The sequence below is a fragment of the Aeromonas sp. 25-AL00135 genome, assembly GCF_054052385.1.
Window position 1 is genome coordinate 40,358 of the sequence record NZ_JBSTYQ010000011.1, and the last position, 20,462, is coordinate 60,819.

The 20,462-nt window shown below is 58.1% G+C and carries 24 protein-coding genes and 5 tRNA genes; 11 read left to right on the forward strand and 18 right to left on the reverse strand.

Annotated features, from left to right (window positions below; translation table 11 throughout):
- Positions 1-9 precede the first annotated feature (9 nt).
- Both dsbB and nhaB read right to left on the reverse strand, forming a co-directional pair.
- Positions 10-531 (reverse strand): disulfide bond formation protein DsbB, encoded by a 522-nt coding sequence (dsbB, locus tag ACW5XC_RS11835; RefSeq protein ID WP_005336895.1) that lies wholly within the window; start codon positions 529-531, stop codon positions 10-12.
- A 98-nt stretch (positions 532-629) separates the two neighbouring features.
- Positions 630-2,210: a sodium/proton antiporter NhaB gene (gene nhaB / locus ACW5XC_RS11840; protein ID WP_042055887.1), complete on the reverse strand. Its 1,581-nt coding sequence runs from the start codon at positions 2,208-2,210 to the stop codon at positions 630-632.
- 333 nt (positions 2,211-2,543) lie between these two features.
- Here nhaB and fadR point away from each other — a divergent pair, with 333 nt between their 5' ends.
- The 6 genes from fadR (at position 2,544) to ACW5XC_RS11870 (ending at position 8,145) form a co-directional block, all read left to right on the forward strand.
- The gene (fadR, locus tag ACW5XC_RS11845; protein WP_026034983.1) at positions 2,544-3,257 is read left to right on the forward strand and encodes a fatty acid metabolism transcriptional regulator FadR; all 714 of its coding nucleotides are present in this window, start codon (positions 2,544-2,546) and stop codon (positions 3,255-3,257) included.
- 265 nt (positions 3,258-3,522) lie between these two features.
- Positions 3,523-3,663: a TIGR02808 family protein gene (locus ACW5XC_RS11850; protein WP_005345965.1), complete on the forward strand. Its 141-nt coding sequence runs from the start codon at positions 3,523-3,525 to the stop codon at positions 3,661-3,663.
- A gap of 179 nt (positions 3,664-3,842) precedes the next feature.
- The gene (locus ACW5XC_RS11855; protein ID WP_042055890.1) at positions 3,843-4,400 is read left to right on the forward strand and encodes a YaeQ family protein; all 558 of its coding nucleotides are present in this window, start codon (positions 3,843-3,845) and stop codon (positions 4,398-4,400) included.
- 12 nt (positions 4,401-4,412) lie between these two features.
- Positions 4,413-5,297 carry an AEC family transporter gene (locus ACW5XC_RS11860; RefSeq protein WP_042055891.1) on the forward strand — a complete coding sequence of 295 codons (885 nt, stop codon included), beginning with the start codon at positions 4,413-4,415 and terminating at the stop codon, positions 5,295-5,297.
- A gap of 264 nt (positions 5,298-5,561) precedes the next feature.
- Entirely contained in the window at positions 5,562-6,026 is a 465-nt protein-coding gene (locus tag ACW5XC_RS11865; RefSeq protein ID WP_042055892.1) for a hypothetical protein, read from the forward strand.
- A 283-nt stretch (positions 6,027-6,309) separates the two neighbouring features.
- Positions 6,310-8,145, forward strand: a complete 1,836-nt coding sequence (locus ACW5XC_RS11870) for a sigma 54-interacting transcriptional regulator (RefSeq protein WP_042055893.1) — start codon at positions 6,310-6,312, stop codon at positions 8,143-8,145.
- A gap of 170 nt (positions 8,146-8,315) precedes the next feature.
- Here the strand turns inward: ACW5XC_RS11870 and ACW5XC_RS11875 are convergent.
- From ACW5XC_RS11875 to ACW5XC_RS11905, 7 genes are all read right to left on the reverse strand, one after another.
- Positions 8,316-8,392 (reverse strand) — tRNA-Val (locus tag ACW5XC_RS11875).
- A 38-nt stretch (positions 8,393-8,430) separates the two neighbouring features.
- Positions 8,431-8,507: transfer RNA gene (locus tag ACW5XC_RS11880), tRNA-Val, on the reverse strand.
- A 34-nt stretch (positions 8,508-8,541) separates the two neighbouring features.
- Positions 8,542-8,618, reverse strand: a tRNA-Val gene (locus ACW5XC_RS11885).
- 18 nt (positions 8,619-8,636) lie between these two features.
- Positions 8,637-8,713 (reverse strand) — tRNA-Val (locus tag ACW5XC_RS11890).
- 13 nt (positions 8,714-8,726) lie between these two features.
- Positions 8,727-8,803: transfer RNA gene (locus ACW5XC_RS11895), tRNA-Val, on the reverse strand.
- A 148-nt stretch (positions 8,804-8,951) separates the two neighbouring features.
- On the reverse strand, positions 8,952-10,331 hold the full coding sequence (locus tag ACW5XC_RS11900; RefSeq protein WP_042055896.1) for an MATE family efflux transporter: 1,380 nt from the start codon (positions 10,329-10,331) through the stop codon (positions 8,952-8,954).
- Between the two features lie 148 nt (positions 10,332-10,479).
- Positions 10,480-10,686 carry a YaeP family protein gene (locus ACW5XC_RS11905; RefSeq protein ID WP_005345813.1) on the reverse strand — a complete coding sequence of 69 codons (207 nt, stop codon included), beginning with the start codon at positions 10,684-10,686 and terminating at the stop codon, positions 10,480-10,482.
- A gap of 133 nt (positions 10,687-10,819) precedes the next feature.
- Between ACW5XC_RS11905 and ACW5XC_RS11910 the strand changes: the two genes are divergently transcribed.
- Positions 10,820-11,437 (forward strand): riboflavin synthase, encoded by a 618-nt coding sequence (locus ACW5XC_RS11910; RefSeq protein WP_042055897.1) that lies wholly within the window; start codon positions 10,820-10,822, stop codon positions 11,435-11,437.
- A 174-nt stretch (positions 11,438-11,611) separates the two neighbouring features.
- Here ACW5XC_RS11910 and ACW5XC_RS11915 read toward each other — a convergent pair whose 3' ends face one another.
- The 4 genes from ACW5XC_RS11915 to ACW5XC_RS11930 form a co-directional block, all read right to left on the reverse strand.
- Complete coding sequence (locus ACW5XC_RS11915) at positions 11,612-11,815, reverse strand: CPXCG motif-containing cysteine-rich protein (RefSeq protein WP_005336871.1); 204 nt, start codon at positions 11,813-11,815, stop codon at positions 11,612-11,614.
- Positions 11,816-12,077: 262 nt separating this feature from the next.
- A complete protein-coding gene (hxpB, locus tag ACW5XC_RS11920) occupies positions 12,078-12,737 on the reverse strand; it encodes a hexitol phosphatase HxpB (RefSeq protein WP_042055900.1) in 660 nt (219 codons plus the stop codon).
- Positions 12,738-12,863: 126 nt separating this feature from the next.
- Positions 12,864-14,042, reverse strand: coding sequence for a formate-dependent phosphoribosylglycinamide formyltransferase (purT, locus tag ACW5XC_RS11925; protein ID WP_042055903.1), 1,179 nt, complete (start codon positions 14,040-14,042; stop codon positions 12,864-12,866).
- An 85-nt stretch (positions 14,043-14,127) separates the two neighbouring features.
- Positions 14,128-15,018 carry a DMT family transporter gene (locus tag ACW5XC_RS11930; RefSeq protein WP_042055905.1) on the reverse strand — a complete coding sequence of 297 codons (891 nt, stop codon included), beginning with the start codon at positions 15,016-15,018 and terminating at the stop codon, positions 14,128-14,130.
- Between the two features lie 226 nt (positions 15,019-15,244).
- Here ACW5XC_RS11930 and ACW5XC_RS11935 point away from each other — a divergent pair, with 226 nt between their 5' ends.
- The gene (locus tag ACW5XC_RS11935) at positions 15,245-15,832 is read left to right on the forward strand and encodes an FMN-dependent NADH-azoreductase (protein ID WP_042055909.1); all 588 of its coding nucleotides are present in this window, start codon (positions 15,245-15,247) and stop codon (positions 15,830-15,832) included.
- Between the two features lie 184 nt (positions 15,833-16,016).
- Here ACW5XC_RS11935 and ACW5XC_RS11940 read toward each other — a convergent pair whose 3' ends face one another.
- From ACW5XC_RS11940 to ACW5XC_RS11955, 4 genes are all read right to left on the reverse strand, one after another.
- A complete protein-coding gene (locus ACW5XC_RS11940; protein WP_042055911.1) occupies positions 16,017-16,196 on the reverse strand; it encodes a hypothetical protein in 180 nt (59 codons plus the stop codon).
- A gap of 163 nt (positions 16,197-16,359) precedes the next feature.
- Positions 16,360-16,548, reverse strand: coding sequence for a DUF4250 domain-containing protein (locus tag ACW5XC_RS11945; protein ID WP_019445848.1), 189 nt, complete (start codon positions 16,546-16,548; stop codon positions 16,360-16,362).
- A gap of 2 nt (positions 16,549-16,550) precedes the next feature.
- Complete coding sequence (locus ACW5XC_RS11950) at positions 16,551-17,015, reverse strand: MarR family winged helix-turn-helix transcriptional regulator (RefSeq protein WP_042055915.1); 465 nt, start codon at positions 17,013-17,015, stop codon at positions 16,551-16,553.
- A gap of 170 nt (positions 17,016-17,185) precedes the next feature.
- The gene (locus ACW5XC_RS11955) at positions 17,186-18,400 is read right to left on the reverse strand and encodes a UPF0149 family protein (protein ID WP_042055917.1); all 1,215 of its coding nucleotides are present in this window, start codon (positions 18,398-18,400) and stop codon (positions 17,186-17,188) included.
- Between the two features lie 231 nt (positions 18,401-18,631).
- Between ACW5XC_RS11955 and ACW5XC_RS11960 the strand changes: the two genes are divergently transcribed.
- Together ACW5XC_RS11960 and ACW5XC_RS11965 are read left to right on the forward strand one after the other, a co-directional pair.
- Entirely contained in the window at positions 18,632-19,492 is an 861-nt protein-coding gene (locus tag ACW5XC_RS11960) for a CvfB family protein (RefSeq protein WP_236727592.1), read from the forward strand.
- A gap of 1 nt (position 19,493) precedes the next feature.
- A complete protein-coding gene (locus tag ACW5XC_RS11965; protein WP_042055920.1) occupies positions 19,494-19,805 on the forward strand; it encodes a DUF1289 domain-containing protein in 312 nt (103 codons plus the stop codon).
- A gap of 55 nt (positions 19,806-19,860) precedes the next feature.
- Here ACW5XC_RS11965 and ACW5XC_RS11970 read toward each other — a convergent pair whose 3' ends face one another.
- Positions 19,861-20,184 (reverse strand): HI1450 family dsDNA-mimic protein, encoded by a 324-nt coding sequence (locus tag ACW5XC_RS11970; protein WP_005336851.1) that lies wholly within the window; start codon positions 20,182-20,184, stop codon positions 19,861-19,863.
- Between the two features lie 147 nt (positions 20,185-20,331).
- On the opposite strand from ACW5XC_RS11970, the gene ACW5XC_RS11975 reads away from it, so the two are divergent.
- Complete coding sequence (locus ACW5XC_RS11975) at positions 20,332-20,460, forward strand: hypothetical protein (RefSeq protein ID WP_019445852.1); 129 nt, start codon at positions 20,332-20,334, stop codon at positions 20,458-20,460.
- Positions 20,461-20,462 lie beyond the last annotated feature (2 nt).

The following is a 20,462-nucleotide window of genomic DNA, read 5'->3' on the forward strand; positions in this document are numbered from 1 at the left end:
GCATGACACTCAGTTGCAGCAACGCCCTTTCACCAGATTGCCGATGGCCACCACGGTGAAGACCAACAGGTAAGCGGCGAAGATGACAACCAGCCACTGGGGCATGGAGTAACCGAAGAACTGCCAGGTGATCTGGGCACAATCCCCTTCTGGCATAAAAAGCCAGGGGAGCCACTGATCGAGCGGAGCCCAGCTCGGGAAGTCGGCAAACGGGCTGCAGACGTTGAACGGGGAGGGGTTGACCTGATAGTCCACATGCTTGAGGGCCAGCTGGAAGCCGCGGAAGGCACTGTAGCCCCATAGCAACATGGCACTCCAGCGAACATACCACTTATCCGGCGCCACCATGCCGAGCAGACCGGCGGCCAGCACACCCAGGGTCGCCAACCGTTCGTAAACGCACATCACGCACGGGGAGAGGCCCAGCACATGCTGGAAGAAGAGGGCGCACAACTCGAGGAACAGGGCTGATGCTGCCAACAGGCCCCAAGCCAGCCGATGGGCGGCGATACGGCGGAGAAACTCGATCATCTCATTGATCTCTCAGAAAAAACAGTGGCTGAATTAGAGCAGAGCGGAACCGAAAAGAAAAGGGCCCTGAAAGGGCCCTCGGAAACCGTCGCAATGGATTAATGCAGCGCCGGCTGTACCGCTGGCAGCGCACTCTCCATCACCAGCCATCCGTGCTGATAGAACCACTCTGTGGCAGGGCCAAGCAGTAATTCGACAGAGAAAAAGCCGACCAGCCCCAGCACCAATGTGTAGGGCAGCGCCATCCAGACCATGCGGCCATAGGAGAGGCGCAGCAGCGGAGCCAATGCCGAAGTGAGCATAAACAGGAATGCGGCCTGACCATTGGGGGTGGCGACCGACGGCAGGTTGGTACCTGTGTTGATGGCTACCGCCAGCAGATCGAACTGGGCGCGGTCGATGGCTCCATTGAGCAGGGCAGTCTTGACTTCGTTGATGTAGACGGTCCCGACAAAGACGTTGTCACTGACCATGGAGAGTAGACCGTTGGCTACATAGAAAAGCGCCAATTGTTGCTCTTGTTCCGCCGAAAGAACCCACTGGATCACCGGCTTGAACAACTGCTGATCGATGATGACGGCGACCACGCTGAAAAACACAGCCAGCAGGGCGGTAAAGGGCAGCGCCTCTTCAAAGGCCTTGCCCAGAGCATGCTCTTCGGTAATACCGGTGAACGAGGTTGCCAGCACGATAACCGAGAGGCCAATCAATCCTACCGCTGCAAGATGCAGAGCCAGGCCGACGATCAACCAGATGGCGATCAGAGCCTGTACCATCAGCTTGGCCTTGTCCTGCTGGGTGCGTTTGGCATTCTCATGCAGGTTGTACTCCTCCATGATGGCGCGCACCGACTCCGGCAATTTGGCGCCATAACCGAACCATCCCATCTTCTCGACCAGCACACAAGTAAGCAAACCGCAAATAAAGACGGGGAGCGAGACGGGGGACATACGAATGGCAAACTCGCCAAAGTGCCAGCCAGCCTGCTCGCCGATGATGAGGTTTTGCGGCTCGCCCACCAGGGTGCAGACACCACCCAGCGCGGTACCGATGGCGGCATGCATCATCAGGCTGCGCAGGAAGGCGCGGAACTGCTCGAGAGCCTGATAGTGGTCTTCCTTTACTTCCTGATCATGGGTGTGGTCATGTGTATGCCCAAATCCCTTGCCGGAAGAGACCTTGTGATAGATGGCATAGAAACCGGTGGCAACGCTGATCACCACGGCAATGACCGTCAGTGCATCGAGAAAAGCTGACAGGAAGGCGGAGACCAGACAGAAGGAGAGGGAGAGCAGGATCTTGGAGCGTACGCCGATTAGCAGCTTGGTGAAGACATAGAGCAGCAACTGCTTCATGAAATAGATACCTGCCACCATAAACACCAGCAGCAGCAGCACTTCGATATTGGCGACCAGCTCGTGTTTGACCTGATCGGCGGAGGTCATGCCGATCAACACGGCTTCGATCGCGAGCAGACCACCCGGTTGCAGAGGGTAGCACTTGAGGGCCATGGCCAGGGTGAAGATAAATTCAACGACCAGTAACCAGCCCGCAATGAAAGGATCAAGGTGGAAGGCGATCGGATTGATCACCAGAAATAGCAAGATGGCGTTTTTGTACCACTGTGGTGCATTGCCCAAGAAGTTCTTGGCGAATGCCTGCCCTAGGCTTATTGGCATGATAATGGGTCTCAACTTTGTTGTTAGGATCTGCTTCTATGCAGTCAAGGATGATTCGACCTGTGCCTCCGGATGTTGGCCTTTATCTGTCTGATTCCTCGTGATTTTAATCAAAAAGCGTGACGATTATAAATGATAGCCGATGGATCTTTGCCCATGTGTCTGTTTTATAACCACCTTGTCGGGGTTGGCTGGCTCCCTCGTGGCGATTAGATATATATTCCCAACACTATATTTGCCATATGTGAGCAGAGGACTGACCTTATGCTTGCCAGCCATCATCGCTTTGATATCATTCGTCAGCCTTTTTACGCATTACAACAGAGTCAATTCATGGTTATAAAAGCGCAGAGCCCAGCTGGGTTTGCCGAGGAATACATCATCGAGTCCATCTGGAACAATCGCTTTCCTCCCGGATCTATTCTGCCCGCCGAGCGTGAATTATCCGAGTTGATCGGTGTGACGCGGACGACCTTGCGCGAAGTGCTGCAGCGACTGGCCCGTGATGGCTGGTTGACCATACAGCATGGCAAGCCGACCAAGGTGAACAATTTCTGGGAAACCTCCGGCCTCAATATTCTGGAGACGTTGGCTCGTCTGGATCAGGACAAGGTACCTGATCTGATAGCTCAGCTGCTCTCAGCCCGTACCCACATCTGCACCATCTTTATCCGCGGGGCGATCCGTCACAATCCGGAGCAGGCCGCCGAGATCCTGCGTGGTGCCGATGGGGTCGAGAACAACGCCCAGGCTTATGCCGAGTTCGATTATCGCCTGCACCACCAGCTGGCGTTTGCTTCCGGCAATCCGATCTACGCTTTGATCCTGAACGGTTTCAAAGGGTTGTACAGCCGGGTCGGCAGCTACTACTTCTCCGACAAGCAGGCTCGCGAGACCGCAGATGCCTACTACAAGACCCTGCTCAATCTGGCGGAGACCAAGAACCACGAAGCCGTGTTCATGACGGTGCGTCAGTACGGTATCGAGTCCGGCAAGCTGTGGACCCGCCTGCGTCAGGACATGCCAAGCGATCTGTGCGACAACTGATCCCTTGCCTGTGCTGTCCAAGAAACGCGCCATCCGGCGCGTTTTTTTATTCTGCCGAGTTTGTGTCTATCCTTGATTGGCGGTGGTAATTGCTTGAACTGCATGGATATTTGGCCAAAAAGCTTGATCCAGCGCAAATGAACCCTGCATTTATCACTTTGGTGGCATAGGACCCAACCGCTGATTGAGGTCAAATGGAGTCATCAAGAGCGGAGCCAATATCCGCCAGAAGGAACACACCTTTCACCGGATGAAGGACACAACAATGAGTCTTCTTGAACACACCATCTGGACAGTACTGGGATATGGGGCCATGCCCTTTATCTTTCTGAGCGGATTCGTGGCGGTGGCAGTGACCTGTTGCATGCTGCTGAACGCGTTCGGGGTACAGTCCGCCGAGAAGTGAGTCGCTTCTCCATGCCGCCAAATGCCAGTCTTCGGACTGGCATTTGTTTTTTGTGTCTTTTAAAGCACTTATCCCGGCAGGGAAGGGGAAATCTTTGGTCAGGATGGTCGAACCTGCCGCCGATTTTGATTACACTGGCGCCCGTATTTCCCACTCACCATAGGTGTTCAAGGTTTTCTATGGCTCTCAAGGCAACCGTATTCAAGGCCCAGATCAGTTTGTCTGATATGGATCGCAATCTTTATCAGGACTTCTCCCTCACGCTGGCGCGCCACCCCTCCGAAACCGATGAGCGGATGATGATCCGGCTGGCGGCCTTTGCCTGGCACGCTGCCGAGCGACTGGAATTCACCAAGGGATTGAGCGCCGATGACGAACCCGAGCTCTGGTGCAAGAACTACTCGGACGACATAGAGCTCTGGATCGAGCTGGGCCAACCCGATGAAAAACGGCTGAAAAAGGCCTGTAACCGTGCCCGTCAGGTGGTGCTCTACCTCTACGGTGGTCGTGGCACCAGCGTCTGGTGGAAGCAGAACCAGGGCAAGCTGAGCCAGCATGACAACCTCAGCATCATCGAACTCTCCGACAGCCAGACTCTGCCGCTGACCGCCATGGTCGAGCGCACCATGCAACTCACTTGCACCATTTCCGATGGTCAGCTCTGGGTCAGTAACGGCGCACTGGAAGTGACGCTGGATCCGGTGGTGCTGATGGGCAAACCGGCCCGCGAACTGTAACGGACGCAGCCCATGTTCAGCGCCTTGCTCAATATCGTCATTCCGGTGTTCGGTGTGGTCGGGCTCGGTGCACTCTACGGGCGATTGCGACCGGGGGCTGCGCTCGGTTACGTCAATCGGGCCAATATCGAGCTGTTTACCCCTGCGCTGGTCTTCTCCGCGCTGGTCAAGTATCCGCTGGCGCTGGCGGAGCATCTGCCGCTGATTGCGGCGGGGGCGCTGGTTATTCTGTTACCCGGTCTGCTGCTCGCGCTGCTCAAACTCAAAGGAATTGAGCAGGCAGCGCTGATCTTGCCCGCCATGTTCCGAAATACCGGCAATCTCGGTATCCCCTTGATGGTGCTGGCGTTTGGCGAGCAGCAACTGGGGGCCATCGTGATCCTCTTTGTGCTCTCCAATCTGCTGCACTTTTCGGTCGGCATGTTTATCCTCTCGGCAAATACCTCCCGCTGGCTGTGGCTGCGAAGCCCGGTGCTGTGGGCCGCGCTGGCCGGTTTGCTGGTGGCCAACCTGCATATCACGTTGCCGGAATATGTGGTGACCACGGCCTCGCTGCTCGGCCAGATCTCGGTGCCCCTGATGCTCTTTGCGCTGGGTATTCGCCTGATGGAGGGGGAGCTTGATCACCTGGGCCTCGCGCTCAAGTGCAACCTGCTCTATCTGCTGGCGGGGGGATTGTCGCTGCTGCTGGCGATCTGGCTGTTGCCCCTCAAGACGGAGTGGATCCCGCTGTTGATGTTGTCGGTTTCCTTGCCCCCTGCGGTCTTGAATTACATGCTCTGCGAGCAGTATCACTGTCAGCCGGACAAGGTGGCCAGTATCGTGCTCGGCGGCAATGCCCTCTCTGTGCTGGTGATCCCGCTAGCGGTTTGGTTGGCACTTCATCTGCCTGGCTAAGTCAGATTGCATCGCTGCGGCGGTGCGACTCACTGGTCAATTGCTTGATCGAACCGAGTCACAGTCGTTCGCATCTCATCCTTGCAGGGGAAAGTTAGCCTATCAGGATCAGCAAGCTCTTCCATGCCATCTCTGTCCATCATTGCCTCCGTAATATATCTGTCGTCCCCGTATCCGACCCTGAGCCCCGGGCCTAACGGCGACAGCTATAGTTGAAAAAGAGCTGACTGACACTGTTTAACCAATGCCAGTGAGGGAAACCGGATGGGCACAAGTGAGCAATCTGATCCTGTGGGGCAGGCAAAATCGCGCTATGACCCGGCATTGCCTACCGGTTATGACTGGCGCAGACACCGCCGTTTTATCCTCAGTGGCGGTGGTTACAAGGCGGAATGTCGCCGTCGCAACTGGTTTCTGGAGTTGCTCAATCCGGTGCCCTATGTGGTGGTGCGAGACATAGCCATCGGCGGCATCGGCATTCTTGGGGCCATACGGTTGAAAGAGGGGGATGAGCTGGTGATTGCCATTCCCTCTGGCGAGAAACTGCGCGGTCTGGTCGTGAGATCCCAGCCTGACCCACTCTTTCCCAAACTCTATCGCACCGGTATTCGTCTGCATCGTTATCCAACGGCCGAGCTGTTTGCCCGCTGGCAAAGTTACATTCAGCCGCAAGATAAAGCGGATTTCGACCATGAGTGCCAAGTCTTGAAACAGGTACGTGGCGCGTGAGCCAAATGCCATTTCAGTGGTTGTTTTCCCCATAGTCAGCATGATCTGTCGCTGGACTTTGCGGATCAGCAGGCTTGGCTGGCCCAAGTGATTAATCTCGCTGCATGTGTTTTCATCTTTATGTTTTTATTGAATTTTATCTGTACCTCTGAAGTCGCGGAGGATGCGGATCATTTTCCCTTTTCGTGATCCCCCCCGAAGTAGTTCCCCCTGATATCCCTTAGTATCTGGCCAGCATGACTCCCTTTAGGGGGAGGATAACAAGAACAAAAAGGAATGATGGATGAGATCCGTGAGCAACCAGTGTCTGTTGATGCAGATCCAGCCGACTATCTTGCGCTTTGCCAAGATGCTGGCGAGTGTGCTACAGCTTGAGGTCGAGATTGTGGATGCCGATATGGTTCGGGTGGCTGGCACCGGGCCCTATGGCAAGTTTTTCGGACGTCAGCTGGAGGGCGACTCCCGCCTGCTGCGCTATGTGATTGATAACCAGCGGGAGAAGATCGTTACCCACACCAGCGATGATCCGGTGTGTGACGGCTGTACCTGCAAGGAGAGCTGCCGTGAGCGCGCCTTCCTCGGGGTTCCCATCATGGTGGACGAGCGCTGCATCGGGGTGATCAGTCTGGTGGCCTTCAGCGACGAGCAGCAGGCGCGCCTCAACAACAATCTGCAGGATGTGTGTGACTATGTGCGCCACATCTCCACCATCTTTGTGGCCAAGTTGCTCGATTCACGCGGGCTGTCGGACGGGGTCAACAAGGTGTTCCTCAATCTGATGACCAACATGGATCAGGGTTGCCTGCTGCTCGATGACAAGAGTCAACTGCTCTACGCCAACGAGGTGGCACTCCATCATCTGGGTTGCCAGCAGGAACAGCTGCAGGGGCGTGAAGTGGGGATCCGCCCGCTCACCTTCTCCCAACAGGGGCTCAGTGGTCATCTTCAGCACATCATCACCTTTGAAGGTCGTCAGGAGCTGATCATCGGCCAGCTACATCATGTGCAGGGCCAGCAGCTCTTTCTGATGGCGTTTCACCAGTCCCACTCCGGTCAGGTTCAGGAGCCGGATCCGGATGTGCGGATCGATCAGCTGATCGGCGAGAGCAAGCCGATGCGCACCCTCAAACGACTGCTGCACCGCATCGCCCAGAGTCCTTCCAGCGTGCTGATTTGTGGCGAGAGCGGCACCGGTAAAGAGGTGGTGGCCCGCGCTGTCCATCGCCTGAGTCCGCGGCAGGACAAGCCTTTTATCGCCATCAACTGTGCCGCCATTCCCGAACAACTGCTGGAGAGCGAGCTGTTTGGCTATGTGAAGGGCTCCTTTACCGGTGCTTCCAGCGGTGGCAAGCAGGGCCTGATCCAGGCGGCCCATCAGGGCACCCTGTTCCTTGACGAGATTGGCGACATGCCGCTCACCATGCAGGCCAAGCTGCTGCGGGTGCTGGAGCTGCGGGAGGTGACCCCCATCGGGGCCAGCCGACCGGTGCCGGTGGATATTCGCATCATCGCCGCCACCCACCAGCATCTAGATCAATACATCGCCGAGGGGAAGTTTCGTGAAGATCTCTACTACCGCATCAACGTCATCCCCCTAAACCTGCCGCCGCTGCGGGAGCGGGAAGGGGACGTGGAGCTGCTGACCCACTACTTCCTCAACCTGCACACCAGCCGCATCGGCATCGTCTATCCCGGTCTGGCGCCCGAGGTAATGGCGCTGCTCAAGGGGTATCGCTGGCCGGGCAACGTCCGTGAGCTCAGCAACCTCATCGAATATCTGGTCAACGTCAGCCAGGCGGGCGAGGTGATTGACGCCAGCCTGCTGCCCCCCAACATCATCCGCAATCAGGAGCCCCATCGCGTCACCGCCCAGTCGATCCCGGTGACCAATCTGGATGCGGCGTTCAATGTGCCTGCCACTGCTCCGCTCGCCACCACGCCGGAGACGCTGCCTGAGCCCGTTCCGGGTGAGAGCGGCCTTGAGAGCATGGAGAAACAGATGATAGAAGAGACCCTGCAGCGGCTTGGCAACAAGAAACTGGCCGCACAGGCGCTGGGGATTGGGATTGCCACCCTCTATCGCAAGATAAAGAAGTACGAGATTGCCGTGCAGAGCTGAGGCGCTGGCGGCGTTTATCCGGCCCGTGTCATTCATCGGATGGCACGGGTTTTTTTATGGGAACAAGGCTCTGCGTCATTGCCGAATTGTGCTGAACGGATTGGTGGGGCAGGGGAGTGGCTAAATGGCAGAATGCAAAAAGCCCGCTCGATGAGCGGGCTTTTTTAATCTGGTGCGTCCTAGTGGATTCGAACCACCGACCCCCACCATGTCAAGGTGATGCTCTAACCAGCTGAGCTAAGGACGCAGGGTGCGCAATGCGGCTTTTATTTCTTTATGCAGAAGTGGTGGGTTTAATTGGATTCGAACCAACGACCCCTACCATGTCAAGGTAGTGCTCTAACCAACTGAGCTATAAACCCACATCTGGAATAACTGCAAAGTATTTAAACTGAATGGTGCGTCCTAGTGGATTCGAACCACCGACCCCCACCATGTCAAGGTGATGCTCTAACCAGCTGAGCTAAGGACGCATAATCAGTGTTCTGTAATGGTGCGTCCTAGTGGATTCGAACCACCGACCCCCACCATGTCAAGGTGGTGCTCTAACCAGCTGAGCTAAGGACGCATCACAGAAAAAGTGGTGGGTTTAATTGGATTCGAACCAACGACCCCTACCATGTCAAGGTAGTGCTCTAACCAACTGAGCTATAAACCCACTTTCTATCACTTCACTACGCCAGCGCTGCTGACGTGGTCGGCATACTACCCATGCCCCCCAAGGCTGTCAACAGGCCATACGCACAAAGGAGACTGTTTGCCCAGTTCTTGCGCAGCCTGTTGATTTTGCAGGCGAGTTGCCGCTTTTACTGGGCCCGCGACAGGGTGGTACACGCCTCCGGCGTCGCGAAGCGGCCATAGATATGGCGCAGGCGAGCCCCCAGCATCAGCGCGGCACTGGTGAGGCCGACGATAAAGCCAATCCAGAAGCCCTGCGGCCCCATCCGCGGTACCACCCAGTCGGTGAGACCCAGGATCATGCCGGTCGGCAGCCCCAGTCCCCAGTAGGCGACGATGGTGACGTAGAAGATCGCCTGGGTATCCTTGTAACCGCGCAGCGCGGCGGCCGCGACCACCTGCACCGAGTCGGAGATTTGATAGATGGCGGCGAAGAACAGCAAAATGGCCGCCAGGACGATCACCTGCTGATCATCGGTATAGATGGAGGCGATCTGCTCGCGCAGTAACACCGTCATGGCGGCAGTGGCAGCGGCAATGGCCATCCCCAGCATCAAGCCGGTGCGAGCCGCCACCCGAGCATTATGGGGCTGCCCTTCGCCGATGCTGTGACCGACCCGGATGGTGACACCCACCCCGATGGAGAGGGGCAGCATAAAGACCAGGCTGGAGAAGTTCAGCGCAATCTGGTGGCTCGCCACCGTTTCGGCGCCGAAGGGGGCCAGCATCAGGGCCACTACGGTAAACAGGGTCACCTCGCAGAAGATCGCCATGGCGATGGGGAACCCTAAGCGGAACAAGCGCCAGATCCGGCTGCCGTTGGGGCGAGCCAGCTGGGAGAAAAGCCGGATCTCGGTGAAGTGACGGGAGAGCTTCACATAGAGGATCATCGCCAGCAGCATGGCCCACAGCACGATGGCCGTGGCCACGCCACAGCCGACCCCGCCGAGCTTGGGCATGCCGAAGTGGCCGTGAATGAAGATGTAGTTGGCGGGAATATTGACCGCCAGCCCGACAAAGCCGATCACCATGGTGGGCATGGTGTGGGAGAGCCCCTCACTGAAGTTGCGCAGCACCTGGAACAGCACGAACGCGGGCAGGCCCCACAGGATGGCGTGCAGATAGCCGGTGGTCTTGGCAGCCATCACCGGCTCCACATCCATGAACTGCAACGCCAGCGGGCTGTAATAAAGCGCAATCATCGCCAGCGGGGTGACGATCAGTGCCAGCCAGAAACCCTGATGAACGGCCGGGCGAATTGCCTCCCGTTTACGGGCACCATTGAGCTGGGAGACGATGGGGGTGAGCGCCATGATGATCCCCTGCACCAGCAGGATCACCGGTAGCCAGAAGCTGGACGCCACCGACACGGCGGCCAGATCGACCGCACTCACCTGACCCGCCATCACGGTATCGACGAAGTTCATGGCGACCTGAGCCACCTGGGCGACCAGAATGGGGCTGGCTAGACGGACGAGCTGCTTCGCCTCGGACCAATAACGTTGCACTGACACCTCCGAGTGGATCAGATAAGAGTAAAAAAGAGCGGAAATCGGGAAGAGCCTTTGCACTTTCGGACGAAAGTGCAAAGGGTGGGGGAGGCATTCTAGCCTGAAATTCAGCCAGGACGAAATAGTTGCCGCCCCGGGGGCAGGATCAGGCGTCTTCGTGATCGCTGATCAGCAGGTTGGCTGCCGCATAGGCGGCCTGTTCACGCAGTTCGGCGGGTACCCGCTCATCGGCGGCGACCGCGTTGAGGGCGCGGATAGTAGCGGCGATGGCGTTTGGCACATAGCCCTGCTCGCCGGAGCCAATCTGGTTATAGGCGATACGGATCGCTTCACAACATTGATATACCTGCATTTCTTTTTTCCTTGTTTACCCGGATGTGAACGGCGTCACTATAGCGATCGGGCGCAAGCTTGTCAGCCTGTACCCTTGTCTCACCCTCTGCCCGAGGTTAACCTGCCCTTTTTGCCGTAGCAGGAGACGAGAGATGTTCACTGGCATAGTGCAGGGGACCGCCGAACTGGTGGCCATCGAAGAGCAACCCAACTTCCGTACCCATGTGATCCGCATGCCCAGCCGGGTGTGGGGCGAGGGATTGGCCCTGGGTGCCTCGGTGGCTCACAACGGCTGCTGTCTCACCGTGACCCGGATTGCAGGGGATCTGGTCAGCTTCGATCTGATGCAGGAGACCCTGCGTCTCACCAACCTCGGTCTGTTGCAGGTGGGGGACAAGGTCAATGTGGAGCGGGCCGCCCGCTTTGGCGACGAGATCGGCGGTCATGCCATGTCTGGCCATATCATCGGCATGGCAGAGGTCACCTCGGTGATCGATACACCCAACAACCGTCAGGTGTGGTATCGCCTCGCCCCTGAGCTGATGAAATATGTGCTGACCAAGGGGTACATCGGCATCGACGGCATCAGTCTGACCATAGGTGAGGTGCGCGAGCGGGAGTTCTGCGTCCACCTGATCCCCGAGACCCTGGCCCGCACTAATCTGGGTTGGGTCAAGGCTGGCTGGCAGACCAATATCGAGATCGATCCCCAGACCCAGGCCATCGTCGATACCGTGGAGCGGGTGCTGGCGTCACGCGGGGGTAACTGAAAGGAAACGGCTCGGTGTCAATCGCCTCATAAGCAAGGGCCTGCAGTGTGCAGGCCCTTGTTATTTACATGGTGAAAATATCCACTCAACTTTTTATGGCTCGCAGTCACAACATCTGCTCAAATCTTTGCGACTTGCAGGCAAAACAGCTGCTCGGCCTTTTGTGACTCGCAATCAAAACAGTTGCTCGTCATCCGCATCCACAAACAACTGCAAACAGTCGCGTGCTTCGTCGCGGTGAAGCCGCAGATGGATCGGATTGCAACAGGCCATGCAATCTTCGTAAAACTCCTGATCACCCTGACTGGCATCCAGCTCGACCCGGGTATGGTGGCCACAGTGAGGGCAGACGATGCGCTTGCTGGTGTACTCGATCATGATAACCTCCTCGGGCCCTGGGGCCGCCTATCTACCCTGATTCTAGTCGGGCTGCAGGGGGTTAACCGCGAGCAAACGCACGTTTATGACAGAGATCAGGCCTTAGAAATGGCAAGGCCCAACTAGTTGCGTGGGCCGTTCAGGATAAGAGCCGTCTGGTTGCTGATCGCGGGTGACAAGAGGGGGATTGCCAACGGTTGTTTGGCAATAACAGGGGGTCAGCTGCCCCCTGCGAGTAGGAGATGGGGTGCGTAACGAGGCGTTACGCGACCCAGCTGGCCAACATGTCGGCATTCAGCTCGGCCAGCGAGCTTAGCTGGTAGTTGGCGATGGCCAAACGTGGGTCACCCACTAAAGCGGGATCCGGCACGATCAGCGCGGTCATGGAGGCCGCCTTGGCCGCCAGCAGGCCGGTAAAGCTATCTTCGATGGCCAGACAATGAACCGGCTCTACCCCCAGCTTTTCGGCGGCGTGGATATAGACATCCGGGTGCGGTTTGCCGAAACGCTCTACTTCAGCGGAGTGAACCGCCATAAAGCGATCGCGAATGCCGAGTTTGCCGAGCACTGCTTCTACCATCGCAAAGGGTGATGAGGTAGCCAGACCCACTTTCAGGCCGCGCGCTTCGATAAGGTCGAGCGCCTCCAGCACGCCGGCTTTGGCCTGACCTTCGGAGAGGATCAGGGCATTGACCCGATCCAGAATGCGCTGTACCACCTCTTCCTGAGTTGGGCCGCTCCACGGGCGCAGACGATACCAGTGGGCGACCAGCTGATCGATGCGCACGCCGATGGTCGATTCACAATCCTCGACGGTGTGGGGGTGACCCAGTTCGGAGAAAACGGCGATCTGGGCCCGTTGCCAAAAGGGTTCCGAGTCAATCAGAACACCATCCATATCGAAGATCACGGCAGCTAACATCTTGTACTCCTGACAAATTTGAAGAGGGGATTATAAGCCTGACGGGGAAATGCAAAAGGGGCATTGCCATGCCCCTTGCGCCCGATCACATCGGCAAACGTTTGTTTTGCTATGGCAAAAAAGCCCTTAGAACAGTACATCGACCTTGGCGGCCACGGCTTTGGCTTTCTCTACCGCATCCTGGCAATCCGCTGCGCGGGCCAGCGCCACGCCAAGACGGCGGCGACCGGCGATCTCCGGCTTGCCAAACAGCCGCAGCTGGGCGCCCGGCACCAGCGCCAATGCCTCACCAATCCCCTGATAGCGGATATTCTGGCTGTGCCCTTCGCGCAGTACCACGGCGGAGGCGCTCGGTCCGTACTGGGTGATGGTGCCGACCGGCAGCCCCAGAATGGCGCGTACATGCAGGGCGAACTCGGAGAGATCCTGCGAGATCAGAGTCACCATGCCGGTATCGTGGGGACGCGGCGAGACCTCGCTGAACCACACCTCATCGCCCCTGATAAAGAGCTCGACTCCGAACAGGCCGTAACCACCGAGGGCCTCGACCACCTTGGCCGCTACCTCTTTGGAGCGGGCCAGCGCCAGCTCGCTCATCACCTGCGGCTGCCAGGATTCGCGGTAGTCGCCATCTTCCTGCCGGTGGCCGATAGGGTCGCAGAAGTGAATGCCATCGACGGCGCGTACCGTGAGCAGGGTGATTTCGTACTCGAAGGGAACGAAGCCCTCGACGATCACCTTGCCACGGCCGGCGCGGCCACCCTCCTGGGCGTAGGTCCAGCTCTCATCCAGCTTGGCGAGATCGCGCAGCACGCTCTGTCCCTTGCCGGACGAACTCATCACAGGTTTCACCACGCAGGGCAGGCCGATAGCCTCGACGGCGGCGACAAACTCCTCTTTGCTTTGGGCAAAGCGGTAGGGTGAGGTGGGCAGGCCCAGGGTCTCGGCGGCGAGACGGCGGATCCCTTCCCGGTTCATGGTGAGTTGGGTGGCGCGGGCGTTGGGCACTACCTTGACCCCTTCTTGCTCAAGGGCAGCAAGGGTATCGGTGGCAATCGCTTCAATCTCGGGGATGATGAGGTCGGGTTTAACCTCGGCGACCAGGGCACGCAGGGCGTTGCCATCGAGCATATCCAGCACGTGGGCTTTGTGCGCCACCTGCATGGCGGGGGCATTGGGGTAGCGGTCGGCGGCGATCACTTCGATCCCGAACCGTTGCAACTCGATGGCGACCTCCTTGCCAAGTTCGCCGGAGCCCAGCAGCAGGGCACGGGTGGCGCCGGGGCGGGTTGCGGTTCCAAACATACGATCTCTCCTGATGTCGATGGTCATTGTTGATGATCGCTATCGCACGAATAGCGGACAAAAAAAGAGGCACGCATGGCGTACCTCAGGAAACGGGTTTGTGAGCGCGCTGCTCCAGATGGGTCAGCAAGGTAATGGCGCCAATGATGATGGCGGCGCCAAGCCACAGGCGGCCGGGAGGCGCCCAGCCAAACACCAGCCAGCCCGCCAGCACGTTCATCGGCAGTTTGGCAAAATCGAAAGGCTGAACGAAGGAGGCCTCTGCCACGCTGTAAGCGCGAGCGATGGACATCTGGGCCAGTGCCGTCAACACGCCGGAGGCGGCTACCAGCAGCCACTGGCTCTCGCTCGGCCACTGCCACTCCGGCAGGGCCAGCATGACGTTGAACGGGGTACTGAAGATAAGCAGATACACCACTATGGTGTGGGATGATTCGTTGGCTGCCTGATAGCGCACCATCAGGGAGTAGCCGGCCCAGAACAGCGCCGCCGCCACCGGCAGCAGGGAGGCCCAGTTGAATTCGTCAGTCCAAGGGGCGAGGATCACCATGGCGCCGGCAAAGCCCGCCAGGGTGGCCAGAATGCGGGCGCGGCTCACCTGCTCCTTGAGCAGCAGGGCGGAGCCCAGAGTGGCAAACAGCGGTGAGGTCATCAGCAGAGCGATCCCCTGCCAGATGGGGACGGGGTACGCCAGTGCCCAGAGCCAGAGCTGGATGCCGATCACTGCCAGCAATACCCGCAACAGGTGCAACCGGAACTGATTGGTCATCAGGGATTGGCGCAGGCCGTGACGAACCAGCCAGGGCAGCAGGCAGATCAGGGCGATCAGGTATTGATGGAAAGCGACCTGGGTCGATGGGAGGCCAAGCTTGAAGCTGACATACTGGCTCAGGCTGTTGACGGCGGCGAAGCAGAGTCCTGCCACCATCATCCAGACTGCACCGGCCAAAGGAGAGTGCCTGCGCGAGGGTATCATGGGATCCGGGTCGCTGGAAAAAAGTGCGGCGGATCATAACGGCAATCGTTTGTTCTGCCAAGGGTTGAAGCGCGGCCGCAGGGTTGGCTGGCGAGGAAGTGGCCTTGCATCAAAAAATTTGAACAAGTTGAGCATCTATTTTCGCTATCAGCAAATAAGCACAATGTTTAGAGTGACCTCCATCGACAGCAACGCTGTTCAACCGACAACCAAATGGAGTTTCACCATGGCCAATATCCTCGTACTCAAATCCAGCATCCTGGGTCAATATTCCCAATCCAACGCCCTGATCGACGGCTTCCTGGCTGATCATCAGGATGATGCCGTCACCGTGCGTGATCTGGCTGCCCTCAACCTGCCGGTGCTGGATGGCGAGTTGGCCTCCGGCCTGCGCGGTGGTGACAACCTCAATGAACGTCAACTGGCGGTGATCGCCCAGTCTGACGAGCTGATCGCCGAGCTCAAGGCGAGCGACTTGGTGGTGATTGCGGCCCCTATGTACAACTTCAACATCCCGACCCAGCTGAAAAACTGGATCGATCTGGTGGCTCGCGCTGGCGTCACCTTCCGCTATACCGAGACCGGTCCGGTCGGTCTGGTTGAAAATACCCGTGCGCTGGTGATCAGCCCCCGTGGCGGCATGCACGTTGGCAGCGCCACCGATCTGGTCACTCCCTACATGCGTACCGTGCTCGGTTTCATCGGTATCAAAGAGGTGGATTTCATCTACGCCGAAGGGATGGGTATGGGCCCGGATGCCCAGAGCAAGGGGATGGAAGCGGCCAAAGCGCAGCTTGAGGCTCTGGCTATCTAAGGGCTCTCTCTATTAAGGGCTATCTATCCCGTCAGGGGTTATCTCTTCAAGGGGTTGCCCCGCCAGATACGAGAACGCAGCCATCAGGCTGCGTTTGTTTTTGGGCTAGATATGATTGCGACAGACGTTGCTGCTACAGAGAGTATCGCGGCAAGAGGTCGGTATAGACGCTCTGGCGGAGTCACTACTCCATCATAAAGCGGCGACAACCACGCACCAGCATCAATGCCACCGCGACCAGCAGGCCAAGCAAGAGGGTGGTCAGCCACTGTTCGGTACTTTGCGGCAAGTGGGGCGTGAAGAGGCTGATCATCAACAGGGTACAGAGCGTGATCAACAGGCTCTGTCGGGTCATCAATATCATGGGGTCATCCTTGGTTTGCTCACCTGAAACGATTTTAATGCCCTCTTGTGACAGGGTGATGTATCCGTGCATCACCTTGTTGGGGCTCTTCAGACCATATCAGGTTTTTACTGCAGAGCCAGCGCCATCACTGGCGCTGTGATCCCGATCCCGCTAGCTCTCTTTATCTGAACTGTTTCTGCGCTGGCTGGTAGTGAAAATCGCCGCTGGCGAGCCGCGCTTCCAGTGCCGCCTGATCGATCTCCTGCGCTTTGCAGAGATCATCCAGATCGTCATAGCGATCACGCAGCTGCATATTGACGACGCTCAATAGCATGTTGATGTCCATGGTGGCGAACTTTTTCAAATCCATGATTATTTCTCCCGATCCAGTGATTGCAGCTGCTCGATGGCGGCGCTGACGCTGTGCAGATGCTGGCGGATCGCCTCGCGGGATTCGCTCGGCAGATAGTCGGTCAGGGTATGTTGCCAGCTGCCCGCTTCACTCTTGAGCTGCAGGAAGAGGGCGAGCCCGGCATTGGTGAGGGAGACCAGACTGATGCGTTTGTCCTGCTCGCTGCTCTCGGTAAAGATGATCCCTTTTTCGACTAGACGGCGGATCTCGCGGGAGATGCGCACCTTGTCCATGCCGCTCGCCTCGACCAGCTCTTTCTGGCTGATGGGGTAGTGGGGGCCGAGCACCATCATCAGGCGCCATTGCGGCACGGTCAGCTGGTAGCGCTGTTCATAAAACTGTTCGAAGGTATCCCGTAGCATCTCGGCGGCATGTACCAACTGATAGGGCGGGTAGTGAGCGAGTAACGCTATGATTTTTGACATATTACACCCTGCTGTGACGGCTGCATCAGATGCAGTTTCTTTTGATACTTTGACATTGATGATACGAAACTCAAGCTGATTTGTCTGACCCGGTTGCGATGAAATGTGCGGTGGCGCACGCCCTCAAGGAAAAACCGGGTCTGACCGACGGGATTTTAAGCCAACGCTGTTCAGCCTTTACGCAACCAGATGAGGGCATTCTGCTTGAGCCAGGCCTCGCGAGTGTGGATAGCGTAGAGCGCGGCCTCGTCGCGGCTGCCCGCTTGCCAGCTTTGTGGCTCCTGTTTGGGCAGCTTGCGCTGACCCAGCAAGCAGGCCGGAATGTGCGGGTTGGCCTCGATGGCGACCAGCAGATGGGGCTTGGCTGCCTCGGCACCCTCGGTAGCAAAGACCATCAGCGCCTTGTTATAGAGCAACCAGCTGGAGGCTTCATCGAAGCGCACCAGCAGGGCGGTCAACGCCTGCCAATCCCCTTGCAGTGCATAGAGGGTGGAGAGGTTGTAGCGGCAACCCGGTTCATCGGCCATGCAGATTGTCAGCAGCGCCAGATACTCCGCTTTGGCCTCGCCCAGCTTGCCAAGGCGCAGCAGGCAGTCGGCGCGGCCGGCTCTGGCGGCCAGCAGAGGACGCAGCTCGGGGGCACTCCAGCCGTGGCCGTCGATTTGCTGCCAGAAGGCTTCATCAAACAGCGGAGTGGCATCGGCGATGATCTTCTCGAACCAGCCGAGGCGGGCCTGATGATCGCGGCAGCTGTCGGCCAGCTCGAACCAGGTCTGCCACTGTTGGGCCTGCTCGCCATTGAGGGCCACATCAGCGTTGGGGGCGGCCTGATACTGGTCGAGGTTGAGCAACTGGTTGAGGGCGGTTTTCATGTTCTGGCGCTGTCGTTTGCAGAACTCGACAAAGGGGAGTTCGCTGGCGGCGGCGCTATAGAGCATCTGGGCCATCTGCTTGTCGCGAAACAGGCTCAGCTCGGCGGCCAGACTGAAGCGGTACTGGGTGGTCGGGTCGTTCAAATCCTTCGGCTTGGGCCAGGTGGCAAAACCCATGCTGAAGCCATAACACCATTGACCGAGTGGGTGGCTCTGTTCGAACACCTGCTCGGGGTTATCGCTGGGCAGGCGGCATTGACTCGGCAGGGCCAGCTGGGCGTCGTCGGCCTGGGATTCCAGCTCGGCGATCAGGTGGTTGAGGGCTTCTGCGCTTTTTTCATCCAACTCGGCATCCTGTTCCAGCAGACCAGCCAGCGGGCGTTGCCAGTCAGGGCTTTCCGGCCCCACCAGACGAGCACAGAGAAAACCGTGCAGGGCCGGGTAGGTCATGTCCTGATCGCTGTGGCTCTGGATCCATTGATTAAGATGGCGGGTACGAGTGGATGGGTTCATCGACAGTTCCTCTGGATTTGAACAGCCGCGAAGTCTACCTAAAAGTGGGGTTATTTGCAGCAAATGGCCGCCTGTTTGGCGATTTAATCACCATTGGCGGATAAGATAGGGGCGAAAGGGCGGCTCGTGGTGGCTTGGGGACTAGGCCGGATCACCGCTCTTGAGGTAACATGCGTGCCCATAGGGGCCATGTTCAGTTGGCCCATCCGGGTAATGAAAAAAGAGAGCACCATGATACAGATTGGCAAGATGAACACCCTCACCGTTGTTGAACTCGAAGACCGTGGCGCTTGGCTTTCGGCCGATGAGTACGGTGAACTGCTGCTGCCCAAACGTCAACTCCCGGAAGGGGTGAAAGAGGGGGATAGCGTGCAGGTCTTCCTCTATCTGGATGCCGATTGCGAGCCGGTGATCACCACCGACAAGCCATTTGCCATGGTGGACGAATTTGCCGGTCTGAAAGTGGTCAATGCCAACAAGATTGGTGCCTTCCTCGACTGGGGCATGAAAAAGGATCTGTTTGTGCCGAGCCGCGAGCAGAACAAGCCGATGCAGGTGGGCCACGTTTATCTGGTGCGTCTGCAACTGGATAACGAAGGGCGCATGGTCGGCACCAGCCGCATCGAGCGTTTCCTGACCCCGGCCGGCAGCAACTTCAAGGTCGGTGACGAAGTGACCGCGCTGCCGGGGGAGCACTCGCCCCTTGGCATCAAGGTGATCGTCAACGGTCAGTATCCCGGCATGCTGTTCAAGAACGAAGTGTTTGGCCGAGTGATGACCGGTCGGCCGCAAACCGCCTGGGTCAAGCAGGTGCGCGAAGATGGCAAGCTCGATCTGACCCTGCAAAAGCCGGGTCTGGCGCGGGTTGATGACGCTGGTGAGCGCATTCTGAGCCGGATGAAAAAGCAGGGCGGCAGTCTGGCGGTGGGTGACAAGAGCGAACCCGAGCTCATCTACAAGCTGTTCAGCATGAGCAAGGGTACCTTCAAGAAGGCGATCGGCGGCCTCTACAAGCAGGGCAAGATCGTCATCGAAGATAACGCCATCACTCTGGTGGCCACAGAGACCGACTCGGCAGTGGATAGCGAATAAGATGCCGAGCCCCTGTGTTGGCCTCTGCAAGGCGAAAGATGGGCTTTGCCTTGGTTGTGGCCGCACCCTGACCGAGATCGGCCACTGGTCGGCGATGGATAGCAAGGCCCAGCTGGCGGTGATGGCCGAGCTGAATGGCTCGAAAAGTACCCACCGCTGTCCGGGTTGTGGCGAACCGGCCTATTGCGCTGTCTCTGCCGGTCAGACCATCGCCCAGTGCTGGTGCAGCCAGTTGCCGGCAATGCCGATGCAGGAGGCCAGCGCTTGCTGGTGCCGCCGCTGTCTGGCCAAGGCCATCGCGGCGCAGTATTAGCAGAGAACTGAATTAAGTGAAAATAGAAACAAGAAAGGCGCCGATGGCGCCTTTTTTATGCCTGCTGCTGGCGATGCCAGCGCACATGCACTTGATCTTCGGTCAGCAGGCGGGGCAGCAGGAAGGTGGCAAAGATCACCTCAAACTCATCCTGATGATCCAGCAAACCGACCCACACTTCGACCCAGCGCTCCATATCGACCGGCTCACCCAGCTCGGTCGACCAGTCGGCATTGGGCAGGGTTGCCTCCACGGCGCCACGCTGCTCAAACTCCAGGGTGATGTCGACTATTTGTTCGGGGGCCAGCATATCGGCGGCCTGCTCAAGAAACTGATCATAGGCCCATTCGACCAGCTGATCCGGGGTACGCTGTTCCATGAAATCACTCCAGATACATCGAGGTTCGCTACTGTAACAATTATTGACTGTGGCGGCCAGACCAGTACGCCGGGCGTGGCCGGCCTGTCCAAGTTGCCGTTGGGGGAGTATGGTTAAGGCGCGGATCAGCTGGCAGGGAGTAAGGGAATGAAGCAGCGGGGACGGCGGCAACAGATCAAGCGACGGCGCGAGGCCTGGTGGTGGCACTATCTGCCGCTTCACCGCGAAACGGTGGGCGGCCATCTGGGCCCACCGGAGAAACCCGATGAGCCCTGAGG